At 59.0% G+C, this 26,871-nt stretch carries 26 protein-coding genes; 2 read left to right on the top strand and 24 right to left on the bottom strand.

Annotated features, from left to right (window positions below):
• Nucleotides 1–44: 44 nt before the first annotated feature.
• From mnmA to ruvC, 23 genes are all read right to left on the bottom strand, one after another.
• Complete coding sequence (gene mnmA, locus BTN45_RS17895; RefSeq protein WP_207590377.1) at nucleotides 45–1,241, bottom strand: tRNA 2-thiouridine(34) synthase MnmA; 1,197 nt, start codon at nucleotides 1,239–1,241, stop codon at nucleotides 45–47.
• Between the two features lie 206 nt (nucleotides 1,242–1,447).
• Nucleotides 1,448–2,638 carry an OpgC domain-containing protein gene (gene opgC / locus BTN45_RS17900; protein WP_022563038.1) on the bottom strand — a complete coding sequence of 397 codons (1,191 nt, stop codon included), beginning with the start codon at nucleotides 2,636–2,638 and terminating at the stop codon, nucleotides 1,448–1,450.
• Between the two features lie 448 nt (nucleotides 2,639–3,086).
• A complete protein-coding gene (locus BTN45_RS17905) occupies nucleotides 3,087–4,160 on the bottom strand; it encodes a Tim44 domain-containing protein (protein ID WP_022563039.1) in 1,074 nt (357 codons plus the stop codon).
• Nucleotides 4,161–4,381: 221 nt separating this feature from the next.
• Nucleotides 4,382–5,977: a phosphoglycerate dehydrogenase gene (gene serA, locus BTN45_RS17910; RefSeq protein WP_003506257.1), complete on the bottom strand. Its 1,596-nt coding sequence runs from the start codon at nucleotides 5,975–5,977 to the stop codon at nucleotides 4,382–4,384.
• A gap of 83 nt (nucleotides 5,978–6,060) precedes the next feature.
• Nucleotides 6,061–7,239: a phosphoserine transaminase gene (locus tag BTN45_RS17915; protein WP_022563040.1), complete on the bottom strand. Its 1,179-nt coding sequence runs from the start codon at nucleotides 7,237–7,239 to the stop codon at nucleotides 6,061–6,063.
• A 212-nt stretch (nucleotides 7,240–7,451) separates the two neighbouring features.
• Nucleotides 7,452–8,291, bottom strand: a complete 840-nt coding sequence (locus tag BTN45_RS17920; protein ID WP_004445720.1) for an outer membrane protein — start codon at nucleotides 8,289–8,291, stop codon at nucleotides 7,452–7,454.
• Between the two features lie 186 nt (nucleotides 8,292–8,477).
• Nucleotides 8,478–9,830, bottom strand: coding sequence for a phosphoglucosamine mutase (gene glmM, locus BTN45_RS17925; protein WP_004445721.1), 1,353 nt, complete (start codon nucleotides 9,828–9,830; stop codon nucleotides 8,478–8,480).
• A 190-nt stretch (nucleotides 9,831–10,020) separates the two neighbouring features.
• Nucleotides 10,021–11,985, bottom strand: a complete 1,965-nt coding sequence (ftsH, locus tag BTN45_RS17930; protein ID WP_004445722.1) for an ATP-dependent zinc metalloprotease FtsH — start codon at nucleotides 11,983–11,985, stop codon at nucleotides 10,021–10,023.
• 154 nt (nucleotides 11,986–12,139) lie between these two features.
• Nucleotides 12,140–13,480 (bottom strand): tRNA lysidine(34) synthetase TilS, encoded by a 1,341-nt coding sequence (gene tilS / locus BTN45_RS17935; RefSeq protein ID WP_207590381.1) that lies wholly within the window; start codon nucleotides 13,478–13,480, stop codon nucleotides 12,140–12,142.
• Between the two features lie 31 nt (nucleotides 13,481–13,511).
• Nucleotides 13,512–14,519: a tol-pal system protein YbgF gene (gene ybgF, locus BTN45_RS17940; RefSeq protein ID WP_004445726.1), complete on the bottom strand. Its 1,008-nt coding sequence runs from the start codon at nucleotides 14,517–14,519 to the stop codon at nucleotides 13,512–13,514.
• Between the two features lie 158 nt (nucleotides 14,520–14,677).
• Nucleotides 14,678–15,211, bottom strand: a complete 534-nt coding sequence (gene pal / locus BTN45_RS17945; protein WP_004445728.1) for a peptidoglycan-associated lipoprotein Pal — start codon at nucleotides 15,209–15,211, stop codon at nucleotides 14,678–14,680.
• A 209-nt stretch (nucleotides 15,212–15,420) separates the two neighbouring features.
• Nucleotides 15,421–16,728: a Tol-Pal system beta propeller repeat protein TolB gene (gene tolB / locus BTN45_RS17950; protein WP_004445729.1), complete on the bottom strand. Its 1,308-nt coding sequence runs from the start codon at nucleotides 16,726–16,728 to the stop codon at nucleotides 15,421–15,423.
• Nucleotides 16,729–16,748: 20 nt separating this feature from the next.
• Nucleotides 16,749–17,918 (bottom strand): hypothetical protein, encoded by a 1,170-nt coding sequence (locus BTN45_RS17955; protein WP_072493288.1) that lies wholly within the window; start codon nucleotides 17,916–17,918, stop codon nucleotides 16,749–16,751.
• 9 nt (nucleotides 17,919–17,927) lie between these two features.
• Nucleotides 17,928–18,389 carry a protein TolR gene (tolR, locus tag BTN45_RS17960; protein WP_004445732.1) on the bottom strand — a complete coding sequence of 154 codons (462 nt, stop codon included), beginning with the start codon at nucleotides 18,387–18,389 and terminating at the stop codon, nucleotides 17,928–17,930.
• A gap of 57 nt (nucleotides 18,390–18,446) precedes the next feature.
• Entirely contained in the window at nucleotides 18,447–19,166 is a 720-nt protein-coding gene (tolQ, locus tag BTN45_RS17965; RefSeq protein WP_003523238.1) for a protein TolQ, read from the bottom strand.
• 261 nt (nucleotides 19,167–19,427) lie between these two features.
• Nucleotides 19,428–19,868 carry a tol-pal system-associated acyl-CoA thioesterase gene (gene ybgC, locus BTN45_RS17970; protein ID WP_004445735.1) on the bottom strand — a complete coding sequence of 147 codons (441 nt, stop codon included), beginning with the start codon at nucleotides 19,866–19,868 and terminating at the stop codon, nucleotides 19,428–19,430.
• Complete coding sequence (locus BTN45_RS17975) at nucleotides 19,865–20,401, bottom strand: NUDIX hydrolase (RefSeq protein ID WP_207590383.1); 537 nt, start codon at nucleotides 20,399–20,401, stop codon at nucleotides 19,865–19,867. The genes ybgC and BTN45_RS17975 overlap by 4 nt, the downstream gene beginning before the upstream one ends.
• Nucleotides 20,398–20,922, bottom strand: coding sequence for an NUDIX hydrolase (locus tag BTN45_RS17980; RefSeq protein WP_077985784.1), 525 nt, complete (start codon nucleotides 20,920–20,922; stop codon nucleotides 20,398–20,400). Before BTN45_RS17980 ends, BTN45_RS17975 begins: the two co-directional genes overlap by 4 nt.
• On the bottom strand, nucleotides 20,919–21,500 hold the full coding sequence (locus BTN45_RS17985) for a DinB family protein (protein ID WP_207590385.1): 582 nt from the start codon (nucleotides 21,498–21,500) through the stop codon (nucleotides 20,919–20,921). Before BTN45_RS17985 ends, BTN45_RS17980 begins: the two co-directional genes overlap by 4 nt.
• Before the next feature lie 33 nt (nucleotides 21,501–21,533).
• The gene (locus BTN45_RS17990; protein WP_207590387.1) at nucleotides 21,534–21,752 is read right to left on the bottom strand and encodes a DUF2945 domain-containing protein; all 219 of its coding nucleotides are present in this window, start codon (nucleotides 21,750–21,752) and stop codon (nucleotides 21,534–21,536) included.
• Nucleotides 21,753–21,804: 52 nt separating this feature from the next.
• Nucleotides 21,805–22,845: a Holliday junction branch migration DNA helicase RuvB gene (gene ruvB, locus BTN45_RS17995; protein ID WP_004445743.1), complete on the bottom strand. Its 1,041-nt coding sequence runs from the start codon at nucleotides 22,843–22,845 to the stop codon at nucleotides 21,805–21,807.
• A gap of 122 nt (nucleotides 22,846–22,967) precedes the next feature.
• Nucleotides 22,968–23,585: a Holliday junction branch migration protein RuvA gene (gene ruvA, locus BTN45_RS18000; RefSeq protein ID WP_207590389.1), complete on the bottom strand. Its 618-nt coding sequence runs from the start codon at nucleotides 23,583–23,585 to the stop codon at nucleotides 22,968–22,970.
• A 29-nt stretch (nucleotides 23,586–23,614) separates the two neighbouring features.
• Entirely contained in the window at nucleotides 23,615–24,127 is a 513-nt protein-coding gene (ruvC, locus tag BTN45_RS18005; protein WP_207590391.1) for a crossover junction endodeoxyribonuclease RuvC, read from the bottom strand.
• A 223-nt stretch (nucleotides 24,128–24,350) separates the two neighbouring features.
• Between ruvC and BTN45_RS18010 the strand changes: the two genes are divergently transcribed.
• The gene (locus tag BTN45_RS18010) at nucleotides 24,351–25,352 is read left to right on the top strand and encodes an LLM class flavin-dependent oxidoreductase (RefSeq protein ID WP_004445749.1); all 1,002 of its coding nucleotides are present in this window, start codon (nucleotides 24,351–24,353) and stop codon (nucleotides 25,350–25,352) included.
• A 55-nt stretch (nucleotides 25,353–25,407) separates the two neighbouring features.
• On the opposite strand, the gene BTN45_RS18015 is transcribed toward BTN45_RS18010, so the two are convergent.
• Nucleotides 25,408–26,154 carry a YebC/PmpR family DNA-binding transcriptional regulator gene (locus BTN45_RS18015; protein ID WP_004445751.1) on the bottom strand — a complete coding sequence of 249 codons (747 nt, stop codon included), beginning with the start codon at nucleotides 26,152–26,154 and terminating at the stop codon, nucleotides 25,408–25,410.
• Between the two features lie 198 nt (nucleotides 26,155–26,352).
• On the opposite strand from BTN45_RS18015, the gene BTN45_RS18020 reads away from it, so the two are divergent.
• Nucleotides 26,353–26,856, top strand: a complete 504-nt coding sequence (locus BTN45_RS18020; RefSeq protein WP_004445753.1) for a pyridoxamine 5'-phosphate oxidase family protein — start codon at nucleotides 26,353–26,355, stop codon at nucleotides 26,854–26,856.
• The last annotated feature ends 15 nt before the right edge of the window (nucleotides 26,857–26,871 follow it).

The following is a 26,871-nucleotide window of genomic DNA, read 5'->3' on the forward strand; positions in this document are numbered from 1 at the left end:
CGCAAAAAATTCGCTTTCCGCATCGCTGCAAAAAGTGAGTGGTTTCAGGCGGCAACCGGCTTTTCCAGAAGCGCCTTGAGCGACGCCTCGGCCTCCGCCGAGCGCTCGGACCGTTCAATGAAACCGCCGCCGTACACGCGGGCATCCGCGCCCGGCGCGGAATAAATCACGCAGGCCTGACCGGGCGCGACACCCGCCTCTCCGGTCATCAGGTCCACATAGATACCATTCTCATCCGCATGCAGCACTGCCTCCGTCGGAGGACGGGTGGAACGCACCTTGGCGAAGCAGGCGAAGCCCTGCCCGGCGTCAACGGCCAGGTCGCCATCACCCAGCCAGTTCATGTCACGCAGATAGACGCGGCGGGTTTCCAGCGCCTCACGTGGGCCAACGATGACCCGGCGGCCACGCGCATCGAGATGCACGACGTAAAGCGGCTCGCCCGTCGCAACACCGATACCGCGGCGCTGGCCGATCGTATAATGCACGATGCCATCGTGGCGGCCGAGCACACGCCCGTCGAGATGCACGATATCACCCGCCAGAGCCGCATTCGGCTTCAGCTTGTTGATGATATCGGTATATTTGCCCTGCGGCACGAAACAGATATCCTGGCTGTCGGCCTTTTTGGCAACGACAAGCCCCATTTCTTCCGCCAAAGCCCGTGTTTCGGCCTTGGAGAGGCCACCGAGCGGGAAGCGCAGATAATCGATCTGTTCCTGCGTGGTTGCGAACAGGAACCAGCTCTGGTCGCGGTCGCTGTCGATCGGCCGGTAGAGCGCGCGGCGGCCCGGCTGGCCGGGAACGGGGTTGGGCCGCGAACGGATGTAGTGGCCCGTGGCCAGCGCATCGGCACCCAGTTCCTGCGCGGTCGCTAGAAGATCGGCGAATTTTACCGTCTGGTTGCAGGCAACACAGGGAATGGGCGTCTCACCCATCGCATAAGCTTCCGCAAAGGGGTTGATGACGGTTTCACGGAACCGCGCTTCATAATCCAGCACGTAATGGGGGATACCCAGCGTTTCGCAGACCCGGCGCGCATCGTCGATATCCTGGCCGGCGCAACAGGAGCCGGCGCGGTGCACGGCGGCGCCATGGTCATATAGCTGGAGGGTGATGCCGAGGACATCGTAGCCCTCGCGCTTGAGGATACCGGCCACAACAGAAGAATCGACGCCACCGGACATGGCGACAACGATCCGGGTATCTTCCGGCCTCTTGTCAAAATCGAGCGTATTCACGTTTTTTCCCATCGTCAGTCATAACGGGGGTAAAGGCCCCGCCGCCTGTCGGTCATCCGCCGCGAGAAACCTTGCCCACTAAAAGGGCCGTCCTGTCTCGCCATACCGCGGATTTAAGGGCTGCATATAGAAAGGAATGGCTTCACACGCAAGTACGGGGCGGAAAACCGCCCCGTAAAGCCGTCTGATTCCCCTTGTAGAGGGCTTCAGGCGCCAGCCGTCTTCTGGCCGCTGCTGCCGAACCACTTGTCGCGCTCCCGCCACAGGGCGGGCATGGCCAGCAATCCGATGGCCGTGAAGGCGATCAGCGTCTTGTTCAGCTGCGACAGTTCGGCCGTGCGTCCATCGAGATAATAAACGCCGTAGACGATCGCCACGTGCCAGACATAGACCTGCAGCGAGTGGCGGCCGAGCAATTGCAGGAACTTCAGCGACAGCACCCAGATAACGCCTTCGGCGATTGAGCGCACGAGCGGGCGGTGGTGATGCGGTCCGGCAATCACGAGCCAGGTGAGGCCAACGCCGACGGCGAGGAAGTTGATGAGATAGACCGGGCCGAAATCGGCGCGGATTTCCATCGTCGAAAACTTGCCCATCATGAATTCCGGCATCAGACCCCACGCGGTAGCGATGCGGAGCGGCATGAAGAACAGGCAGATGACAAGCGCGGCCTTCGGCAGCCAGGTGTGCTCCGGGGAGAAAATCTTCTTCCACGGAATGCGGTTCTGCGCCGTCATAGCACCCATCACCAGCGCCGAGTAGAACACCAGCTGCCAGCCGAGCAGGTTGAAGCTGACGCGAATACCCTGTTCGTCCGCGCCCTTGACGAGTTCATTGAGAGGCGTCGTCACAATCTGCTGCAGGCCAAGCTGTCCCGCCATCCAGACCAGCAGCGAGCCGGCCATGACATAGGCCCACTTGCCATCGAGGCAGAGCTTCACCAGGACAGGCGCGAAAATCATGTAGACAATATATTGCGGCAGAATGTCCATGAAGGTCGGCTGGAAGAGAAATGTCGCAATTGCCGCCAGACGCAGCGGATCGTCGAAAGACGTCATGCCGAGCCAATTGTACCAGATATAGGGCGCATGCGGGATGATCATACGGAAGAACAGAACGGCGATGACGAGACCCATCGCATAACGATAGAGTTCCAGCGCGCGGTTCCAGATCATCTGTTTACCGGCGTCATAGCCATATTTCATCATCTTGCGCGCATATACCATGCCGATCAGCAGGCCGGACAGGAATACGAAGCCCTGCGCGTCCTCGACAAAGGCGAACTGGCGATGGTTGATTTCCACCAGCCAGAAGCCGCCGGCAAACACCAGATGGTTGATCAGCATGAAGACAAGGAAGTAACCACGCATCCCGTCGATCAGGTCAAAGCGTTTCATTTCGATAGCTCTCCGTTCTCGCGGGCCGTGCATTGCCCGGCCACCCAGCCCGGCCTGCGAGATGCCGGGAATTGGATTGTCAACGCGTTTTTGCGGCTGAGGTTCCGCTCCCAAAGCGGTTTAGAACCGGCACGAAAAGTCACATTGACGTGTACGCCCTGTGGTTAGGACGCGGGGACTGAATGCCGGATGAATGAAAAAAGGCAATTCCGTGAAGCGGATGAGCCATGCACCAAGGACATACCGAGGCAAACAAGCCTCAAGGCCTTGCATGGCAGGGGAAAGCCGAATCCGCCGCGCGTGGCTGGCGGATATATCACCCGTAAGATCTCCCAATCTTTTTTGGCGGCATCCCGCCATGCTTTTTAGGAAGCTTATCGAACGAAACGGATAAGGCCCGGCGGTGATGCGACCGCCGGGCCTTATCCGTTTAAGAGGCTCTGATTCGTCAGGCGGCGGCCTGGATGGCGGCGACCTGCCAGTTGTCGTTGCCGGGGCGGCGGACAAAGGTCCACATTTCCACCGATTCGGACGGATGTTGCTCGTCACCTTCGATCACCTTGCCTGAGGTGCGGTCGCGCATCACGTCGATGGCAGAGTAGCGCATCGCGACTGTCGCGTAGTCCTGCCCTTCTTCGTGCCATGCTTCGGCGACATCGCCCTGCAGTAGCGTCACCTCGCGCACGTCGTTTTTCACACCGCTGGTCGCGTTATCGCTGAGTTCTTCAGCGAGATAAGACATGGCTTCGGGCGTCGTCAGTTTGCGCAATGTGCCATAATCCTCGGCGGCATAGGCAGCCTGCACGTCTTCCAGCATTTTCTGGAACGTCTCGAGGTCGCCCTGCGTGATGCCGATTTCGTCGCCTTCCGAGATGGCGTTGGCGTGGGGCGTGGGCTTTGCCGTTGCGGCAGCAGCAGCCGCTCCGCCCGCAGCGCCGGCCATCGCGCCGATCTTCGGGATCTTGAACGAGGATGCGGCCGGACCCGCCTGCGAACCGCCATTATAGGAGGAGCCGGAATGATCCGTGCGGTGCGAGCCGTTGGCCGATCCATAAGCGGGCTGGCCCTGACGGCGCGACGCGAAGAAACGCATGGCGAGCATGACCAGAAGGCCGATCAGCGCAACCTGTAGCAACATGCCGAAGAAACCGGCCATGCCGCCGAAACCACCACCCAGAAGCATGCCGAACAGACCGCCCATCAGCAGGCCGCCCATCAGACCACCCATCATGCCGCCGAAGAGGCCACGATTTTGTTGCGGCGCCTGTGCGCCAGGACGTGCCGGCTGAGCAGCGCCAGGAGCTGCCTGGTTGGTGTTGGGCGTCATGCTGCGGTTAATCGGCGCGGTCTGGCCGGGCGCAGTGCTGGTCGAAGGCGGAGCGGAGTAGGTCCGCGTGCCACGGCTGCCGAAACCGCCGCTGGCGCGACGTGCTTCTGCCATATCAACCGCCACAAAAGAAACCGCGATACCAAGCGCGGCGACTGCGAACAAACCCTTGAAGCGCCGAAAGGCAGCAAACATCGTTATCTCCTATTGGCCGCCCTCCCATGAGCGGCATCTCAACAGGCGATATAGCAACTCATGATCATCATTTTTAGACCGCTCGGCTTAAATTTTTTGTGATATGCAACCAAGGCGTGAGGCGCGTGAAATCTGCCGCAATTCGAAAGCTGGAAAAACAAAAACCGGCACAGGGTTTCCCCTGCACCGGTTCCTATTGTCCCCTTGGGAGGAACGATAGATCAGTCGACGTTGAACGTCAGCGGCTTGACCTGGCGGATGGCCGGGTTGGCGCGCAGCTTGTCCAGCACCTCTTCGGAAACCGGACCGTCGACATAAAGCAGGGCGATGGCGTCGCCGCCTTCCTTTTCACGTCCAAGCTGGAAGTTGGCGATGTTGACGCCAGCCTCGCCGAGCGTGGTGCCCATGAAGCCGATCATGCCGGGAACGTCGGTATTGGTGATGTAGATCATGTGCGATCCGACATCGGCATCCATGTTGATGTTCTTGATCTGGATGAAACGTGGCTTGCCATCCGAGAACACCGTGCCGGCAACCGAGCGGATCTGGTTTTCCGTCTTCACCGTCAGCTTGATGTAACCGTCGTAAACGCCGGTCTTGTCGCGCTTGACCTCGGAAAGGATGATGCCTTTCTCCTTGATCATGACCGGGGCCGAAACCATGTTCACGTCGGCAACCTGACTGCGGATGAGGCCGGCCAGCAATGCACTGGTCAACGCCTTCGTGTTCATGTTGGCGGTTGCACCGTCATAAAGGATTTCAATTTCCTTGGTGGCGCTTTCCTGTACCTGGCCGACGAAAGACCCGAGAACATCCGCGAGACGGATGAAGGGCTTCAGACGCGGCGCTTCCTCAGCCGTGATCGACGGCATGTTGATGGCGTTGGACACGGCACCCTTGACGAGGTAATCCGACATCTGCTCGGCAACCTGCAGGGCAACGTTTTCCTGTGCTTCCGTGGTCGAAGCGCCAAGATGCGGCGTGCAGACGACGTTAGGAAGGCCGAAAAGCGGGCTCTCGGTGGCGGGCTCGACTTCGAACACGTCAAAACCGGCACCGGCGACATGGCCGGACTTGATGGCTTCCGCAAGGGCAGCTTCATCCACCAGACCACCACGGGCGCAGTTGACGATACGTACGCCCTTCTTGGTCTTGGCAAGGTTTTCAGCGTTGAGGATGCCGCGCGTCTTGTCGGTCATCGGCACATGCAGGGTGATGAAATCGGCCTGGGCTAGCAACTCGTCCAGCTCAACCTTGGTGACGCCCATTTCCTGCGCGCGCTCTGGCGAGAGGAAGGGGTCGTAGGCGAGAACGTGCATCTTGAGGCCAAGTGCACGCGAGCAAACGATCGAACCGATGTTACCCGCACCGATGACGCCGAGCGTCTTACCGGTGATTTCGACACCCATGAACTTCGACTTTTCCCACTTGCCGGCCTGCGTGGAACTGTCGGCTGCCGGAAGCTGGCGGGCGACGGCAAACATCAGCGCAATCGCGTGTTCTGCCGTTGTGATGGAGTTGCCGAATGGCGTGTTCATGACAATGATACCGCGGCGCGAGGCGGCCGGGATGTCAACATTGTCGACGCCGATGCCGGCGCGGCCGATGACCTTGAGGTTGGTCGCGGCTTCGATCAGCTTTTCGGTTGCCTTGGTGGCAGAGCGGATGGCCAGGCCATCGTAATTGCCGATGATTTCAGCAAGCTTGTCCTTGTCCTTGCCGAGCTTCGGCTGGAAATCGACTTCGACGCCACGATCACGGAAAATCTGGACGGCGGTTTCCGACAGTTCGTCGGATACGAGTACGCGAGGTGCCATGGTTCACGGGCTCCTTGAAAAACGGTGCAGTTTTGAAAGCGGGAACTATGCGGCCCTGCATCAGCGCAGGGCCGGTATCAAAATCAGGCGGCAGCCTTGGAAAGTGCTGCCTTCTGCGTCTGGTAAGCCCAGGTGAGCCAGGGCATGACGGCTTCCATATCAGCCGTCTCGATGGTGGCGCCGGCCCAGATGCGCAGACCGGACGGGGCGTCGCGGTAAGCGCCGATATCGAGGGCGACATTTTCCTTTTCGAGCAGGGCGACGACGCCCTTGGCAAAATCGGCCTGTGCCGCGGCATCCAGCGCCTGGACCTCGGGATCGACGATCTTGAGGCAAACAGACGTGTTGGAGCGAGTTTCCGGCTTCACGGCCAGGTTAGCGATCCAGTCGTTCTTCTCGATGAAGTCGTAAATAACCTTGGCATTGGCATCGGCGCGGCCGATCAGCGCCTTCAGGCCACCGAGATTCTTTGCCCAGAGCAGCGCGTCGATATAATCTTCAACGCAGAGCATGGACGGCGTGTTGATGGTTTCACCGGTGAAGATGCCTTCGATCAGCTTGCCGCCGGAAACCATGCGGAAGATTTTTGGCAGCGGCCATGCCGGTGCGTAGCTCAAGAGACGCTCAACGGCGCGCGGCGACAGGATGATGACGCCATGGCCGCCCTCGCCGCCCAGAACCTTCTGCCAGGAGAAGGTGACGACGTCGAGTTTCGTAAAGTCCATATCCTGCGCGAAAGCCGCCGAGGTGGCGTCGCAGATGGTCAGGCCCTTGCGGTCGGCGGGAATGAAATCGGCGTTGGGAACACGAACGCCAGAGGTCGTACCGTTCCAGGTGAAGACCACGTCGCGGTCGAAATCGACTTCGGCAAGGTTCGGCAGCAGACCGTAATCGGCCTCGAACTTGCGAACGTCCTTCAGCTTCAGCTGCTTGACGACGTCGGTGACCCAGCCGGCGCCGAAGCTTTCCCAGGCGAGCATATCGACGCCACGTTCGCCGAGCAGCGACCAGAGCGCCATTTCAACGGCGCCGGTGTCGGATGCGGGAACGATACCGATGCGATAATCGGCGGGAACATCAAGAACTTCACGGGTGAGATCGATGGCCTGCTTCAGCTTGGCTTTGCCAACCTTGGCGCGATGCGAGCGACCGAGCGGCGCATCGGAGAGAGCATCTAGCGACCAACCGGGGCGCTTCGAGCAGGGACCAGAGGAAAAATGCGTATTGCCCGGACGGACGTCCGGCTTCACGATATCTGTCATTTGACTACCCTTCCAGATAGGCGCTCCACGTTAGGGTGGAGTGTCCTGACGCCGTTGCTATTCCTGTCGCCGATCCCAGTCAAGCGGAATATGTCGCTACGCAGAAGAATCTTGGTCCATATGCGTCATGTCCCTTGCCACATGCCGATAAAACAAAACCGCCCGCACCCGGAGGATGCGGACGGCCCGAAACTATCAGCGGGACGTGACGTCTATTTGTAGACGGCAGGCTGCAGCGGAATATCGGCAGGCGGCATGTACTGAGCGGTATCGCAGCCATTGAAGACATAACGGCCACCAACGCGTACCTCATGCGAATAAAGACCTTTGTCACGACCGGGGCCGCCGCCATTCTCATAAGCGAACATATCGCCCTTGTTGATGTGACGGAAACGGTAACCGATATCGGCCTTCAGATTACAGGTAACATCAATGGATGCACCAGCCATAAGAGCGTAAGCGAAACGCCACTTGCCCCTGCCGCCGTGTTCGGTGGTCGGGTCGCAGCCAAGACCATTGACACTGCAGGATGTGTTGCGCAGCTTGTCCCACTTGACGTAGGAGCCGCCGATACCACCGCCGACATACGGCGTCACACGTCCGTAAGTCCCGAGATCGACGTAGGCATTTGCCATCAGAGTATAGGCGCGAACCGAGCTAAGATCCTCCGAGACGCAGCGGCCGGGAACGGAACCGCAGAAACCGCTCGTGGAGCCACGAAAATCCGACTTGCCCATATAGTCGAAGGTCACGTCACTGCGGAAATAGTTGTTGAACTGATAACCGACACCGGCGCCAATGACATAGCTATCGTCGATCTTCGCGGTATCGAAATCAGCGAGATAGCCACCAGGGCCACCCTGATAATAATTGGCACCACGCAGCTTATTGAAAGAATAACCGACGTCGCCTCGCAGATACCAGCCGCTTGCCTGGGTGATCTCCACTTCGGGAGCATAGGTCGGCGCAGGCTCAGCTTGATAAAGATCGGCGGCAATGGCGCTGGTGCCGGTCAGCAGGACGGCCAGAAATCCGGCCAGGGCGTTTTTCATGACTTCCACTCCAGAAGAGGCACGTGCGTTTGCGGCAGCAGATGCCAGTGAACTGTTCAGTCATGGAGATTGACGTAAAATGGTTAAGTCCCGATTAACCACGCTCATTCACTATATTTATTAGTAAATACTCAAAGAAAAAGCCGGCGGAAGGCCGGCTTTTTGCTGATTTATTGTTGCTATGCCTCACGCGGCAGAGCGGGCATTCGCGATGATGCCGACAAGATCATTGACGATACGCTCCACCTTCGCGCTATCGTCGCCTTCCGCCATCACGCGGATCAGCGGTTCGGTGCCGGAAGGGCGGATGACGAGGCGGCCATTATCGGCAAGCGCACTTTCCGCATCCGCAATTGCCTGCTGCACGACCGGGTTTTCCAGCGGTTTGCCACCGGAGATACGGACATTCTTCAAAAGCTGCGGCACGGGCTCGAACTTGCGACAAACCTCGCTCACCGTGCGGCCGGAGCGCTTGACCTTGGCGAGAACCTGCAATGCCGCAACGAGCCCATCCCCCGTCGTGCCGTAATCCGACAGCACGATATGGCCGGACTGCTCACCGCCAACATTGAAATTGTGGTTGCGCATGTGTTCGACCACATAGCGGTCGCCCACCTTGGTGCGGGCAAGGGTGAGGCCCTTGTCGCCAAGAAAACGCTCAAGGCCGAGATTGGACATGACAGTTGCGACGATGCCACCGCCGCGGAGCGTGTTGTCTTCGGCCCAGCTGTCGGCGATGACGGCCATCAGCTGGTCGCCATCGACGATCTCACCGCGTTCATCAACGATGATGACGCGGTCCGCATCACCATCCAGCGCAATGCCGATATCGGCTCGCACCTCGTGGACCTTTTTCTGAAGGGCTTCCGGGTGTGTGGAACCGCATTCGAGGTTAATGTTGATGCCGTTCGGCTCGTTGCCGATGGTGACGACCTCCGCGCCGAGTTCCCAGAGAGCCGCGGGCGCCACCTTATAAGCCGCGCCATTGGCGCAGTCGATGGCGATTCGCAGGCCGCTCAATGTCACGTCGCGCGGCAGGGTGCGCTTCACGAACTCGATATAACGATAGATGTCGCCATCGACGCGCTTCGCCCGGCCGATTTCGGCAGGTTTCGCCAGTTGGGCGTAGATATCCTTGTCGAGGAGGTCTTCGATCTCCAGCTCCAGCTCATCGGAAAGCTTGTAACCGTCAGGCCCGAAAAGCTTGATGCCGTTGTCGGAGAAGGGATTGTGCGAGGCCGAGATCATCACGCCGATATCGGCGCGCAGCGAGCGGGTCAGCATGGCGACGGCCGGCGTCGGGATCGGGCCGAGCAGGAAGACATCGAGACCGGCGGCGGTGAAGCCGGCAACCAGAGCGTTTTCCAGCATATAGCCGGAAAGGCGCGTATCCTTGCCGATGACGACGCGATGGCGATGATGGCCACGGCGGAAAATCGTCCCGACGGCAATGCCAACCCGCATCGCCAGATCAGGCGTCATGGGGAAGACGTTCGATTGTCCGCGGATACCATCGGTTCCGAAATAACGGCGTGCCATTTGAACTCCAAATCTTTTCCAGCATTCCGGCATAAGCTGAAAACAGCCGGAAGCGTTTTTGGCTAGATGCCACAAACCACGATAAACAGCACGTAAATTACCGCAAAAATGGCTTATATCTTGTTACCAAAATGAAAAGGCCACCCGGAAACCCGGATGGCCTTTTACAATTTCTAACAGACGCGGTCGATCAATGCGGCTGCGGCTCCATGCCGCCTTCGGCTTCACCGTCGCCCTTTGCTTCACCGTCACCCTTCACTTCACTGGGACCGTCCTTCTTGGTGCCGGCCTTCGGCACTGCGGAACCACGGCTGCCCGGAGAATCGTCGCCCAGATCGCGGGCGGGCTTCTCACCCTTCAGCAGGGCCTTGATCTCGTCACCCGTCAGGGTTTCGTATTCAAGCAGACCCTCGGCAATCGCAACGAAACCATCGTGATTTTCCGTCAGAATGCGGCGAGCCTCGGCATAGGCCTCATCGATAAGGCGGCGAACTTCCGTGTCGATCGTCTGGGCTGTGGCTTCGGAGACGTTCTTCGACTGCGAGACGGAATGGCCAAGGAAAACTTCCTGCTGGTTTTCACCATAGGAGACCTGGCCGAGCGCATCGGAAAAGCCCCATTGCGTCACCATGGCACGGGCAAGCTTGGTTGCCTGCTCGATATCCGAAGACGCGCCCGAGGTAATGTTTTCCTTACCGAAGGTGAGTTCTTCGGCAACGCGGCCACCCATCATGATCACGAGGCGCGACACCATCCACTTGTAGCTCATGGAATAGCGGTCGCCTTCCGGCAGCTGCATGACCATGCCAAGTGCGCGGCCGCGCGGGATGATCGTCGCCTTGTGCAACGGATCGGCCACGGCAACCTTCAGAGCGGTGATGGCATGACCGGCTTCGTGATAGGCAGTCAGCTTCTTTTCGGCCTCGGTCATGGCGGAAGAGCGGCGCTCCGCACCCATCATGATCTTGTCCTTGGCGTCTTCGAATTCCTGCATGGTGACCACACGCTTGTTGCGGCGGGCGGCCATGAGGGCGGCTTCGTTGACGAGGTTCATCAGGTCCGCACCCGAAAAACCGGGGGTGCCGCGGGCGAGAACCTTAAGATCGACATTCGGAGCCAGCGGCACGTTGCGGATATGCACCTTGAGGATGCGCTCGCGGCCGACAATATCCGGGTTCGGCACAACGACCTGACGGTCGAAACGGCCGGGACGCAGAAGTGCCGGGTCGAGAACGTCTGGGCGGTTGGTGGCGGCGATGAGGATGATGCCTTCATTCGCCTCGAAACCGTCCATTTCGACCAGGAGCTGGTTCAGCGTCTGCTCGCGCTCGTCGTTACCGCCGCCGAGGCCGGCGCCACGATGACGACCGACGGCATCGATTTCATCGATGAAGATGATGCAAGGCGCATTCTTCTTCGCCTGCTCAAACATGTCACGCACACGGCTGGCACCGACGCCAACGAACATTTCGACGAAATCCGAACCGGAAATCGTGAAGAACGGCACGTTTGCCTCACCTGCGACGGAACGCGCAAGAAGCGTCTTACCGGTGCCCGGAGGACCAACAAGCAGAACGCCCCGCGGAATCTTGCCGCCGAGGCGCTGGAACTTCTGCGGGTCACGCAGGAATTCCACAATTTCCTCAAGATCCTGCTTGGCTTCATCCACGCCTGCGACGTCATCGAACGTCACGCGGCCATGGGCTTCCGTCAGGAGCTTGGCCTTGGACTTGCCGAAGCCCATCGCGCCGCGCGAACCACCCTGCATCTGCCGCATGAAAAACAGCCAGACGCCCAGAATGAGAAACATCGGCAGAAGCGTGCCGAGATAGCTCAGGAAGCCCGAGGAGCCATCGCTTTCCGGGCGCGCCACGATGGTCACGTTCTTGCTCTGCAAGCGCTCCATCAGGCTGTCGTCGATGACGGGGGAATAGGTCTGAAAGGCCGTGCCGTTTTCGGTATAGGTTCCAAGAACCCGGTTACCGGTGACGGTCACGTCGCGAACTCGCCCGGAATCCACGTCGCGGAGAAACTGGGAATACGGAATCTCCCGTGAACCCGTTTGCGTCGGCGACGTCTGGAACATGCTGAACAGCGCGATCAGCAAGAGGGCGATCACGGCCCACAAGGCGAAATTTCTGAAATTTGGGTTCATCGAACTCCCCGAACTCACACGGGCACAACTACTGCCCGCTATTACGTGCCCTTAACATAAGGACGACATCTGCCCTTGCCAAGGCAAAGCGCATTATCTGATGCGTTTTGGTGTAAAAACTGTTCCAAGGCAATTCACGAAAATGAGGCCCGATTTAAACCGGGGGCTGTGGGTAAGCGGCGCGCAGGAGGCGCGTGGCAATCACATTGGCCAACTCAAGGTCGAAACGCGGTAGAAAAAGATCATAAGGCGCAAGCAGCGGGCGGATCGCCGCCACGCCTGACCCCGGAAATGGGAGATCGTGATTTTCGCGCACGAAGACGGGCATCGTCTGTTTGGAGCGCTTCAATATCCCCGGAGGAATGAAACCGGAAGGCTTGATAGGAATACCCGTTGGGTCTCCGGCGCCAAAAGCGCGGACGACTATCTCTGCATCGGAATGGTTGAACACCTCGAAGCGCTCGTCCCAAACCATCCTCGCGCCCGGCGGCATTTGCAGTGATGGAATGTTTCTGTTTTCCCGCATCAGGTAGAGGGCATCCTTGCGGTAATCAAACACGACGCGATTCGCCGTTGTCCTCCCCGGTTCGCGCTTCGCGACAAGCGCCATCACTCTGTCCATCGTGTCGGAAGCCATTGGATATCGTCGACCGCCGACAACGCCTGATAGCGCCGACAGCGCATACCGGATGATGGTAGGGTCTTCGCCAAGGCTCTCAGCATTGATCCTGATTAAACCAAGGAGAAAAAAGTGAGAGTTAAGCTGTATAAACCGCGCTGCGCGTGCGGATAATTTCGACCTTATGTCGGATGTCACATTCTGAAAAAGACATGGCGTATCCGCCAGCGCCTGCCGCACCCGCACCCGCTCATTTTTGCGATTTTCGTTGCTTGGATCATCGATCCAGCCTTGCGCCCTTTCGAGAAGATAATCGCGAATGGCTTGGCGGTCGCAGTGAAGAAATGGCCGCACGACCCAGTGACGCCCACCATAGAGCACGGCGTCTGCCATACCTGATAAGCCGAGATTATCAGCCCGATTGCCGCGGGCGGCGCGCATCGCAACCGTTTCCCGTTGGTCCCCCTTTGTATGTCCTGTCACGATGACATCTGCGCCGATCGTATCCGCGACATCTGCGATCAGCCGGTAACGCGCCTGCCGCGAGGCATCGGACAAACCAGATGCTGGTTTTGGATCATCCCAACGGCGGATTGCGTGAGAGACTCCAAGCCCGGCACACAACGAGGCGACTTTGTTTGCCTCGTGGGATGACTCGGGCCTAAGCGCATGATCGACCGTGACGGCCGACAATCGCACTTCATCCCTTGAACACATGGAGGCTTCTTGCAATGCGAGTAACAAACCGGTGGAATCGCTGCCGCCGGAAATTGCCACGAGAATATGCGCGGGCTTGTGCAATTTTGCGACGAATAGTCGCGCAGCCTCAAGCGGGACAAGCCCGGTTTCGTCTGGAATGCTGGTCGTGGCAGGCATGGTCAGACCGCACCATCAACGAGAAAAGGGATCAGCAGCTCAGCCGCTTCTGTTCACTGGCGACTTTGTTCAGCACGGTCTTCGAAGCATTGGGGTAACGCTTCGGCACCTCGCGCAGAGTGGCGCAGGCTGTTTCGGTATTATCGAGAGCGGCAAGGGACATGCCAAGCTTCATCAGCATTTCCGGAGCCTTCGGAGACTTGCCATAGGCCTGGTGGCCGTTAAGAAAGGTCTTCGCGGCTTCGTTGAACTTGCCCTGGGAATATTGCGCTTCACCCAGCCAGAAGCTCGCATCCGCGGCTTTCGTGCCCTTGGGGTAACCCTGCAGATATTGCTGGAACCCCTGCTCCGCCAGCTTGTAATCACCGGAAAGGACATGACCGTAAGCGGCCTGGTAGATATCGCCTTCGCTGGTCAGCGCCGCTGTATTGACGGGATCGGTCTTGCGCGTGCTGCTGCCTGTCGTCACGCCGGGAAGGCTGCCGGAAGAATTGTTGGCGCCTGAATTGAGCGTGCCGCCAATAGGCATCCCCTTGGAATCAAGTTCGATCGAACCGAGCGTGGTCTCACCCGGCGCGCCTGTCGGAGCACTGGAGGGAGCAGACGGTGAAACGGAAGCGCCACCCTCGGGTGGCGTTTCGATGATCGTTGCAACGTCGTCGGTCGGGGGCGTCGCCGGACTGACCGGACTTGCCTCTGCCTTCTTTTTCGGCGTTGCTGCAGGACTTCCGCCCTTTCCGCTTTCCAGTTCCTGGAAGCGGAACTCATTGTCTTCCTGCGCCTTGCGGATCGTTTCCTGCATCTGCAAAAGCTGGAAGCTCATTTCCTCGATGCGGCCGTTGAGTTGCCGGATCTGTTCTTCAAGCTGCTGAACCCGATAGGCTTCATTGGCCTGAACCCGGACGACCGGGGGCTGCTGCTGAGAATTGATCGTGCCGAAGCTACCCCCCGCACCGAACAGCGGACCCGAAACGGCTGTGCCGCTCAAGCCGGTGCAGGCTGCAAGCCCCAGCATTCCCGCCACGACAAGTTTCTTCATCTCATTCGTCCTGCCTTAACTGATTTGCACCGGAATAGTGCAAGCCGGATTTTTTCCATATCGACCGAAAAAGCAACTTAACTTCGGCCAAACTATGAAAAAAACAAAAGGCGGCCCGAAGACCGCCCTTTATTTACGTTCACAAAAACGTCAGGCGATTACATGCCTGCGCCGCCGAGAACCGTGACCGCGCGACGGTTCTGCGACCAGCAGGAAATGTCGTCACAAACCGCGACCGGGCGTTCCTTGCCGTAGGAGATCGTCTTCATGCGGCTTGCCGGAACACCCTGAGAGGCCAGGAAGTCGCGGGTTGCTGCCGCACGGCGGGCGCCAAGTGCCAGGTTGTATTCACGCGTGCCGCGCTCGTCGGCATGGCCTTCGACCGTGATGGCGTAGTTCGGGTAACGGGCAAGCCACTGTGCCTGGCGCTGCAGGGTCTGCTGGGCGTCGGCGCGGATCGAGGTGGAGTCCGTGTCGAAGAAGATGCGGTCGCCGACATTGACCGTGAAGTCCTGCTGGGAGCCCGGCGTTGCAGAGCCTGCGCCACCAAGGCCGAGTTCACCGGCGCTGTTCGGCATGTTCTTCTTGTTCGCGCAGCCTGCGAGAGCGAGCGCGAGCGTCATGGCGATGACAGCCGGGTTACGGGCCAGTTTCTGCATGGGGCTGAGTGCCGAAATATGTGTACGGCTCATCGCCGGTCTCTCCTTAGGATTTCAATAACGTTGCCGGACACTAACTGATCGCGGTTAATAGCCGGCAAACGCTTATGGTTAACAGAAAGGAAATGTCCCAGTTTTTTGCTCCCTCACAACACTTTGCGGCAAGAAAGAGGCACATTTCCCTGTGGTATGCGTAAAACATCACGGCACCGGTTTAAGCCGGCGCCGTGATGGCAGTCATATCAGTCCAGAAGCGGCGACCAGGCCGGGTCTGAAGCGAAGGTCGGTGTCTTGATGAGCTGTTCATTGTAGCCCGTCAGATCGATCGAATAGAGCTGCGGACCGCCCGCACCCGCGTTCTGGCGGAAGAACATCAGTACGCGGCCATTCGGTGCCCAGGTTGGCCCTTCATTGTGGAAGCCGCTGGTCAGGATTCGTTCGCCCGAACCATCCGTCTTCATCACACCGATCGAGAACTTGCCGCCAGACTGCTTGGTGAAGGCAATCAGATCGCCGCGCGGAGACCAGACCGGCGTGGAATACGAACCATCGCCGAAGGAAATGCGCTGCTGGCCGGAACCGTCGGCATTCATGACGTAAATCTGCTGGCGGCCGCCACGGTCACTTTCAAAGGCAACACGCTGACCGTCAGGCGAATAGGACGGGGCCGTATCGATCGCCGACGTGTTGGTCAGGCGTGTCGTGGTACGAGAGCGCAGATCCATGGTGTAGATATTGGCGTTGCCATCCTGCTGAAGGCTCATGATCACCTTCTGCCCGTCAGGCGAAAAGCGCGGCGAGAACGTCATGCCTGGGAAGTTGCCGACGACTTCACGCTGTCCGGTTTCCAGCTGCAGCAGATAAACGCGTGGCTGCTGGCCTTCAAAGGACATGTAGGTGACTTCCTGGCGGCTCGGCGAAAAACGCGGTGTCAGGACGATGTCGTTCGAGTTGGTCAGGTTGCGGACGTTGAAACCGTCCTGGTCCATGATCGACAGCTGCCGCTTGCGGGCCGTCTTCGGACCACTCTCGGAGACGAAAACGACACGGGTGTCGAAATAGCCCTTTTCACCGGTGACGCGCTCGTAGATGGCATCCGCTATGATGTGAGCGACACGGCGCCAGTTTTCAGGCTGGGTGAAGAACTGCTGGCCCGTCATCTGCTGATTGGCGAAGGTATCCCACAGGCGGAATTCGGCGCGCAGGCGGCCGTCGCTTTCGCGCGTCACGCGACCGGTAACGAGCGCCTGCGCGTTGATGACCTTCCAGTCTTCGAAACGCGGCTGCTGATCCGGATTGCTGATCTTTTCGATGAAGGCGTTCTTGTTGACCGGCGCAAAAAGACCGGACCGCTGCAGGTCGGCGGCGATGACCGCGGAGACCTGCGCGCCGATGCCGTCGCTCGACATGAAGTCGGTGATGGCAATCGGCAGCGGCTCGACATTACCCTTGTTGATATTGATTTCCACCCGTGCAAAAGCCGGTGCGGAGAAAACCGACATGAGGGCCGCGACAGCGAGCACCAGCCGGATCGGCGAAAATATCTTCATGTTGCCAGGCCTTTCAGCATTCATAGCAATTCACTGGGATCGAAGTTCACGACGACTTCGTTCCATGCATCGTATTTGTCGGCAGGAAGGTTCGTGAACGGAGCAGAACGCATGATGGCGCGATAAGCTCCGCCGGAAAGGGCACGGCGCGTCCCTTCGGAACCGCCCGTCGCCTCGATCTCGGGCCGACCGATGATGGAGCCATCACGGTCGAGCTTCATGGTCACCCGGACGCGAACGTCCGAGGCATCCGCCATGCCGGGAATGATCTGCCAGTTCTTCTGGATCGCGCCGCGTAGCGCATCCATTTCCGTCTGGCTGAGCGTCGAGCCGCCCGTTGATTTCTTGCCGCCAAGGGCTGCCGTCTGCGTCGAGCGCTTTGCGCCGCCGCCGGAAGGCGCCTGCTTGTTCAACAGCGCGGCAATATCGTCGGCGTTGAAATCGCTTTCCTTCGAGGAAGCGGACTTCGCAGTCTCCTGCTTCTTCTCGCCGGGCTTCTTATCGGAAGGCTTGTCCGTCGACTTTGCCTGATCCGGCTTTTTCTCAGCTGGCTTTTCGGCCGGTTTCTGTTCCGCTGGCTTCGTCTCGGCCTGTTTCGGCTCTTCCGGCTTCGGCGGCTCGGGCCTCGAATTCGGACGGGGAACGTTCTGCGGCACCGGTATTTCTGCCGGCTCCTGCGTGGCAGGCGGCGGTTCTTCCGCCTTGGTTTCCTGCGGCGGCGGCTCGGTCTTGGGCTGCGGTGCGACTTCAGGCTTGGTCTGCGGCAAGGCGGCCATTTCCTGCGGCTTGGGAGCCGAGGTTTCCTCCTTCACGATTTCCTTCACCTCATTCGCTTTGGTATCAACGACGGGCTGCGGCTTCTCCTGCTTTGGCGGTGCGGCCGCGGCGATATTGTCGTTAGGCTTGGCGGTCGGCGTCGGCGGCGCCTCGATATCCGCGGTGTTATTGCCAATATTCTGCGCGTTCTCGATGATATCGGGACGGGTTGTCGGAACAGGCGCGGATTTTTCCGCCTTGGGCGCATTTTTATCGCCCTGCTGTATCTGGGTCAGTTCCTCGATGGGCACCAGCTCCACCGGCAGTGCCTCAGCCTGAGACACGTCGAGGGGTTCCGGCGAGCCCAGGGAGACAAGGGCGAAAGCCAGAAGCGACGCATGCACGATCGCGGATGTGGTAAGGCTGCCCTTCATCGCTTTACGTCAATTGTCCTGTTTCTGCTGGGTCACAAGGCCGATATTTTTGAAACCGGCCGCCTGGATACGCGCCATCACATCAGCAACGACGCCATAGGCGGCAACGGAATCCGCGCGCACGAAAATGCGTTCGTTATAGCCGGTCGTGGCGATTGCCTGCAGCTTGTCCGCCACTTCAGCCGCCTGGATTTCCGTTTCCTGCAAATGGATCTGGCCATTGGCATTGACGGAAATGGTGATCGGTTGCGTGTCTGAATTCAACGCATTGGCGGAGGTCTGCGGCAGGTCGATCGGCACGCCGACAGTCATCATCGGCGCCGCCACCATGAAGATGATGAGCAGCACGAGCATGACGTCGACCAGCGGCGTCACGTTGATTTCGCTGATCGCGCCGCCTCTGCGCCGTCCGCCGCGTCCACCCCGGCGTCCGCCGGAACCGCCGCCGCTGCCACCTGCTGACATACCCATATCATCTACTCCGTTTTGCCTTGCGGCAAATCACTCGACGGCATTCCAGTCGGCCGCTTACTGGGCGGCCTGCCGTGTCTGAAGTTTTTCATCGATCTGTCGCGACAGGATTGCCGAAAATTCGTCGGCGAAACCTTCCATTCGGGCGGAAAGCTTGTGCGCGTCAGCCGTGAACTTGTTGTAGGCGATAACCGCGGGAATAGCCGCGACAAGGCCGATCGCGGTGGCAAGAAGCGCTTCCGCGATACCGGGAGCCACGACCGCGAGGTTGGTGGACTTCGAACCGGCAATCGCCTGGAACGAGGTCATGATACCGACAACCGTGCCGAAGAGACCGATAAAGGGGCCGGCCGAACCGATGGTGGCGAGCGAGCCGAGGCGCGCCTCGTATTGTTCGCTTTCCCGCGCCATGGTCACGTCCATTGCCCGGTCGATACGCATCTGCAGGCCGATGGGCGAACGTGCGCCACGCTCGAAGGATTTTTTCCATTCGCGCATGGCCGAAACGAAAATTGCGGCCAGACCGCCATTCTGGCGCTCCGCCAGCGTGCGATAGAGCTCTTCAAGAGACTGGCCCGACCAGAACACCTGTTCGAACTGGTCGAACTGGCGCCTCGCCTTGCCGAAGCTCACATATTTGTCGAAGACGATTGCCCACGTCCAGACCGAGGCGGCGATAAGCCCGATCATCACGAGCTTAACGATGAGGCCCGCCTGCATAAACAGCGCCCAGAGACTTACATCATGCGTCGCCGCTGCCAAACCTGCCTGTTCCATAAATATCCAATCCCCGAATCCAAACGCCCGGTACGGGACCGGGCGATTCAAACGCGTGTTAACGCTCGAAGTCCTGCGGCAACAGCCGCCAACCCCTTAGCCATACCCCGATACTTGCCAGTAAGCCTTACTTGCCAATAAATTTGGTGAAAGGAAGGCGTGCGCTGCACAAATGCCAGTTGCTAAAGTAAGACACCATTATGGTTAAAGGAGTGTTACAACCCGGCCACGCCCGGCGGATTTACTGATCCGGCCCGTCAATTACTTCAGAAATTTTTCCGCCACCGTCTCGGGAAGACGCCTTGGCCGGCCGTTGGCATTGATGACGGCTATGATGACCTTGGCGGCGACGAGCAGCGTTTCACCGCGCCTGATTTCCTGATTGAGCACCATTTTCGCGCCCCCGGCCTTCTCGGTGATGGTGGTCACCGTCAGCACGTCATCCATCCGGGCGGGGCTTTTAAAATCGATCTCCATGCGATGCACGACGAAGACCAGACCTTCTTCATCAGCGGTCAGAAGCGCACTTTGTTCGCAGCCGAGGCAACGAAGGTAATCGGTGCGGCCGCGCTCAAGAAAATGCAGGTACCGCGCGTGATAAACCAGGCCGGAAAAATCGGTATCCTCGTAATAGACGCGTTGCATCAGGCGGTGACCGTGTTCGATCAGTTCACCCGACAGCGAAACCAAAAGCTCGCTCATAATGTCTCCTTGGGATTTTCATTAGCGTCGGAGCGACCCTCGCGGACAATCAGATGCTCGTGCCGCGGGGGCAACGCCTCGATGCGCTCTGCGATGAAGCGCGGGCGCAGATCGTTCCTGATCAGCGCGGAAGTTCGTGAAGGCAGCCAGCGGAATTCGACCTCGATGCCATCCATCACCCTGTGGACGATGTGGTTTTCATGGAATGGCAGGGGATGGCCCAGCGAAACGAGATAATAAAATCCCAATTCATGGGCCCAATAACCGTCATAGGCGAAAAAGTTTTCGGCCGACCATAAAAGGCGCTCCACCGAACACGTCCGATCAAGTTCCTCACCGATCTCGCGAACAATGGTCTGCTCGGAGCTTTCTCCGATTTCAGCCCGACCGCCAGGCAAGGCCCAGTAGTCATCCCCTGCACCACGCTGCACCAGAAGATGACCACTCTGAAAAATGAGGGCTGCCACGCGCATGCTGAAAAGCTGCGGTCTGCGATCCAACCGGATCATGTGACGTTGGGGCGGAGAGGTCATTTATCGTCCAGATCGCCGTCGTGCCAGACAAGGTGTCTCGTGGTCCTGGGCAGGTTCTCTATTTCGTCGGCGATGAAATAGGGGGGAATATCAAGCTCCGTCAATGCCTGCCGGGTTGCCGCGACCCAGCGAAACTCAAGCTCGTTATCGCCATCCTGAACACGGTGAATAATGTCGGTGGGATGAAAGGCAAGCGTTTGCGGCAGGTCCATCAGGTAATAAAAGCCGAGTTCGTGCCAGTCCTTGCCTTCGTAATGGAAGAAATTTTCGACCGCCCACAGAAGCCGCCCGATCTTGGCTTCCACACCGAGCTCCTCGACCATTTCGCGCGCCAGCGTTTCTTCTGAGCGCTCACCCATTTCGGCACGCCCGCCTGGAAAGGTCCAGAATTTTTCATGTGTGGCCCGGTGCACCAGGACGTGGCCATCGCGGAAGGCCAGCCCCGCGACCCGCATCTGGAAAATGCGCTTCGGCTTGAACTTGATGCGGATGCGGGTGTCCTGCTTGGTATCGTGTGTCATTGGGCGGGCCTGCGGGCTGGAAACATCAAATCGGTTTCCGTCCACCCTAATGCATCCATCTCGTCTTTTCTCGCCTTTGCATCATCTCCCACAATGAATTCATCCAGTTGCGGCGGCTTGACCGGGGTCTCGGACAGCATCGCATGCGCCTGCCCGCGATGATGCGTCTGGTGCTGGAAGAGATGCGACAGAACGTCGTCGCAGCGATCCTGCTGGATACGCCTGCCGCGGTGGATACTGACAGTAGCGGCGAGGCGATCTTCATCGAGCCCGTCGACAAGGGCAATCAACACCTCGTCAAGCTCTGTCTGGGCGCCTTGCAACGCCGGCATGTTGGCAAAGGGTTCCTCTACGGCAAAGGCGGCCAGTCCCAGTGTGCCGCCCTGCAACGCATCGATATAAAAGCGGTCGACAGTGTAGATATGATTGAGCGTCGCACGCAGCGTCGGGAAGAAACTGATGCGGCGGGCAACAAACTCCTCCTGCGAAAGCTGGAGACAGGCTTGATGCAGCCGGTAATTGGCGAGCCGGTTGTTGCGCGCAAGTTTGCGGAAAACCCGCAGCGGATCATAAGGCATCGGCATCCCTCCCGTAACACCTAACGGCGTCGTTCAATCGGTGCGTTCGAGCTCTGATCTGCTTTTCAGAACCTTGTCGCCATCTTCCTGTTCGATGAGATAAGCGGGTTCGTCTTTGCTGGCCTTACGCTTTATCGTGGAACCGGAAATCGTTCTTTCGACATCTTCGGTGAAGACTTCAAGGATTTTCCCTTCACCTGTACCCGTGCCCCAGTTCCAGCGGACCTTCGTACCCTTGCGATATCCAGACATGACCATCTCCGTGCCAAAGACGATCAAAGCCGGCAAGGCGGGTTTGTTCCCCTCAATCGTCCTCAAGCGTGAGCCGGAACTGTGCCGCCTCGAGATCCTTCGGCGGCTGCATGCCCAGATGTTTCCAGGCCGTGGCGGTCAGGATACGCCCGCGCGGCGTGCGCTGGATGAAACCCTGCTGGATCATATAGGGCTCGATGATATCCTCGATCGCGTCGCGCGGCTCCGACAGTCCGGCAGCAATGGTCTCGATGCCGACCGGGCCTCCGCCAAAATTGACGGCGATCATGGTCAAATACCGCATGTCCAGCTGGTCAAGACCCATATTGTCGACCAAGAGCCGCGTCAAAGCCTCGTCGGCGATATCCCGGGTAACGGCTTCCGCCCGCGCCACCTCGGCAAAGTCGCGCACCCGGCGCAGAAGCCGTCCGGCAATGCGGGGCGTGCCACGCGCCCGCCTCGCCACTTCACGGGCACCCTCATCCGTCATGTTGAGACCCATCAGCCGCGCACCGCGACGGACGATAAGTTCCAGTTCATCAACCGTGTAAAAGGACAAACGCACGGGAATGCCGAAACGGTCGCGCAGCGGTGTCGTCAAGAGGCCGAGGCGGGTGGTGGCGGCGACAAGCGTGAATTTGGAAAGATCGATCTTCACCGAACGCGCCGCCGGGCCTTCCCCGATGATCAGATCGAGCTGGAAATCCTCCATCGCCGGATAGAGGATTTCTTCCACGGCCGGGTTGAGGCGATGAATTTCATCGATGAAGAGAACATCGCGCTCTTCAAGATTGGTCAGGAGCGCGGCGAGATCGCCCGCCTTGGCGATTACCGGCCCTGAGGTGGACTTGAAGTTCACTCCAAGCTCCTTGGCCATGATCTGCGCCAGCGTGGTCTTGCCGAGGCCGGGCGGACCGACGAACAACACGTGATCCAACGCCTCGCCACGATTCTTGGCGGCCTCGATGAAGACCTTGAGATTGGCGCGCGCCTCCGCCTGCCCGGTAAAGTCGTCCAGCGACTGCGGACGCAGGGTGGTGTCGATGTCCTCACCGCGCTTTTCCGGGGTGATCAGTCTGTCCGCATCGCTCATTCAGGGCATTCCATTATTTCTAGAATTAATGAGGTCGTCTTCGCCGCTATAACATGGCTGTCGCGCCAGGGCGCGTCACGAAATTCAACACCGCGTCCGGACGCTTGTGTAACGGGCTCACCTTACCGTGAAAGCTCCTTCAGCCCCAGCCGGATCAGCTTGGCGCTATCCGCGCCCTCACCGCCATTTTTCAGCGCCGCGGCGACCGCATTGGCGGCCTGGTCACGCGAATAGCCGAGATTGGTGAGTGCAGATACGGCGTCCGCCACCGGCGCGGAGGCTACACCCTCCCCGAGTTCCTGCTTCAGTCCGACAGCCCCGGACGCCTCGCCCGCGAAAGCCGGGGCCTTGTTGCGCAATTCGGTCACGAGGCGCACGGCCACTTTGGGCCCAACCCCCGGCGCACGCGATATTGACGCCTTGTCCTGCAGCGCTATGGCATTGGCAAGCTCGGTGGGCGACAGGGTGGAAAGCACCGCAAGAGCGACTTTCGATCCGACGCCCTGCACGCTCTGCAAAAGGTTGAACCATTCCCGCTCCAGCGCCGAAAGAAAGCCGAAAAGCTTGAGCTGGTCCTCTCGTACATAGGTTTCGATGAAGAGGATCACGGCCTCTCCGACGGAGCCTATTTTCGACAGCGTGCGCGCCGAACAATAGGCGACGTAACAGACGCCATGCACATCCACCAACACGTAATCCGTGCCGATTTCCTCGATGCTGCCCTTCAGTTTTCCGATCATGATCGCGCCCGCTGCAATGAGACTTAAAATTAACCGGCCGCCAGCAGCCGACGCACCCTGTCACCGCCGCGATTATGGGCGTGGCAGATTGCGATCGCGAGGGCGTCCGCCGCATCGTTACCCTTGAACTCGGCCTTTGGCATCAGGATTTTCAGCATCATGTGAATTTGCTGCTTTTCACCATGCCCCACGCCGATGACAGCTTTTTTCACGGCGTTCGGCGCATATTCGAACACCGGCAAACCGGCACGCGCCGGAACAAGCATGGCGATGCCGCGCGCCTGTCCGAGTTTCAGCGTGGCCACCGCGTCCTTGTTGACGAAAGTCTGCTCCACAGCCGCCTCGTCGGGCTGATGGCTGTGCACGATTTCCGCTAGGCCGTCATGAAGCTGGCAAAGCCGGGAGGCGAGATCCATGTCGCCATCTGAAGTCACCGTGCCGGAAGCGACGAAACGCAGGCTGTTTCCCAATGTGTCGATCACGCCCCAGCCGGTGCGCCGTAGTCCGGGGTCGATGCCGATGATCCGAATCGTCTTTTGCATGAGGTACCTTATCTTTCCGGCCGCGAGACTGCCAGCGATAAGTGAACAAAACGACAACATTCCCGGATACAGACGTCAAGTCAGGACCAAAGTTGTGCCAGTACCGACCTTTGGCAAAGGCCAATTTTTTTGATCCATCCTTCAATTCTACGCGACTTGTCTGGTAAATCCGTAGACGCGCCTTACATCCGCTGCAAAGACCCAGATTACGCAGGAGCGTCGGATGATCCCCTTTTCCCTTCTCGATCTTTCGCCCATCGGCGAGGGCGAGAGCGTCAGCGCGGCGCTCGAAAACTCCCGCCGGATGGCGATCAAGGCTGAAGAACAAGGTTATAACCGCATATGGCTGGCCGAACATCACGGCATGCCGGGCATCGCAAGCGCCGCGACGTCGCTCGTTATCGCCCATGTGGGTGCGGCCACGAAACATATCCGCGTCGGCTCGGGCGGTATCATGCTTCCCAACCACTCCCCGCTCGTCATTGCCGAACAGTTCGGGACGCTTGCAGCACTTCTGCCCGGCCGGGTCGATCTTGGCCTGGGCCGCGCCCCCGGAACGGATATGCGCACCGCACGGGCGCTGCGCCGTAATCTCGACGCCGGTGCGGAGAATTTCCCGCACGACATCGTCGAATTGCAAAGATATCTCGGCCCGCCCCAGCAGGATCAGGCGATCCTCGCCGTACCCGGCATGAATTCGAACGTGCCTCTCTGGCTGCTCGGTTCCAGCACCTATAGTGCGCATCTGGCCGCAGCCCTTGGCCTGCCCTATTCCTTCGCATCCCATTTTGCCCCTGACATGCTGATGGAAGCGATCCATATCTATCGCGAGCGTTTCCAGCCCTCCGAGGTGCTGGACAAGCCCTATGTGATGGTGGGCGTGATGGGTGTCGGCGCCGATACCGACGAGGAGGCGCAGCATCTCTTTACCTCGTCACAGCAGCAATTCGTCAATCTGCGGCGCAATGTGCGGACGCAGTTCCCGAAGCCCGTGCACAGCATGGAAGGCTACTGGAACGAGATGGAGCGCTTCTCCGTGGAGCACACGTTGCGTTTTGCCGCCGTTGGCGCGCCTGAAACGATCCAGCGTCATCTCGACGGTTTTCTGGCTGAAACACAGGCGGATGAACTGATTGTCTCAATGCCGATCCACGACATCGAAAAGCGGCTGCGGTCGGTCGAGATTTTCGCCGACGTGCGGACATCCATCAAAAAGGCCGCCTAAACAAAAAGCCCCGGCGCGGATCGCTGCCGGGGCTTTTTTTAGGAACGTGAAAACGTCAGGCGGAAAGCTTGGCGAGAATTTCTTCCGACACTTCGAAGTTCGAATAGACGTTCTGCACGTCGTCATCGTCTTCGAGGTTGTCGATGAGTTTCATCAGCGACTGTGCCTTTTCTTCATCTACCGGTACCGTGTTCTGCGGCTTCCAGATGGCCTTGACGCTTTCGGCTTCGCCCAGCACGCCTTCCAGCGCCTTGGACACCTCGTTCATCGCTTCGAAACCGCAGATGATGATGTGGCCGTCTTCGGAAGATTCAACATCGTCCGCACCGGCCTCGATGGCCGCTTCCATCACCTTGTCTGCATCGCCGACTTCCGCCTTGTAGGAAATCTCGCCGACACGGTCGAAGGAGAAGGAGACCGATCCGGTTTCACCCAGCGCACCACCAGCCTTGGTGAAGATGGATCGTACATTGGAGGCAGTGCGGTTACGGTTGTCGGTAAGCGCCTCGACGATGACGGCGACGCCGCCAGGGCCGTAGCCTTCGTAGCGGACCTCATCATAGTTCTCGCCTTCGGCACCCGCAGCCTTCTTGATGGCGCGCTCGATATTGTCTTTCGGCATGGACTGGGCCTTGGCGTTCTGGATGGCCAGACGCAGGCGCGGGTTCATGTTCGGGTCGGGCATGCCCGTCTTGGCCGCAACGGTGATTTCGCGCGCAAGCTTGGAAAACATTTTGGACCGCACGGAGTCCTGCTTGCCCTTGCGGTGCATGATGTTCTTGAACTGTGAATGACCAGCCATGGAAAACCTGATTTATCGTAATTTGGAGATTGCGGGCCTTATAAGTGCGATAGGCTCATCGTTCAAGCCCGCAGGCGCTTTCTCTTGCCGCAACAACAGAAGGAACTGATTTATCCGCTCTTCGTTCTGATCATGAACGCGACGGAGAAGGCCATCTTGTCCACTCCGCCGCAGCCCCAAACCGGAAGGAGAAGACATATGGTCAGCCTGACTGAAGCAAGAGAAGCCCCGGCCCGCCAGCTCTGGGACGAGATCAATTCCGTCCATGCCGGCATGCTCGGCCTTGAGGGCCTGCACAGTCACATGCAGCCTATGGCGCCCCACGCTGACCCCAAGACCAACACGATCTGGTTTTTTTCCAAAAAAGATACAGATCTGGTAAAATCGCTCAAATCCGGATCCCGTGCACATTTCTGCCTCGTGGGCAAGGATCATGATTATCACGCCTGCCTTTCGGGCGTCCTCGAAGCGCGAGATGACAAATCAAAGATCGACGAATACTGGAATTCAGTCACCGCCGCCTGGTACGAGCACGGCAAGAGCGATCCGCAACTGACCATGCTGGCGTTGCATGTCGATGATGCCGATATCTGGGCTTCGACGGACAGTACGCTGAAATTCGGCTGGGAAATCGCCAAGGCAAACATGTCGGATGACAAGACGCCCGACGTCGGCGTTCGCCAGCACCTCACCTTCGCCTGAGAACCCGCTCCCCGA

Origin of the sequence: Rhizobium sp. ZX09, assembly GCF_017357485.1 — a bacterium.
Lineage (GTDB): Bacteria > Pseudomonadota > Alphaproteobacteria > Rhizobiales > Rhizobiaceae > Agrobacterium > Agrobacterium pusense.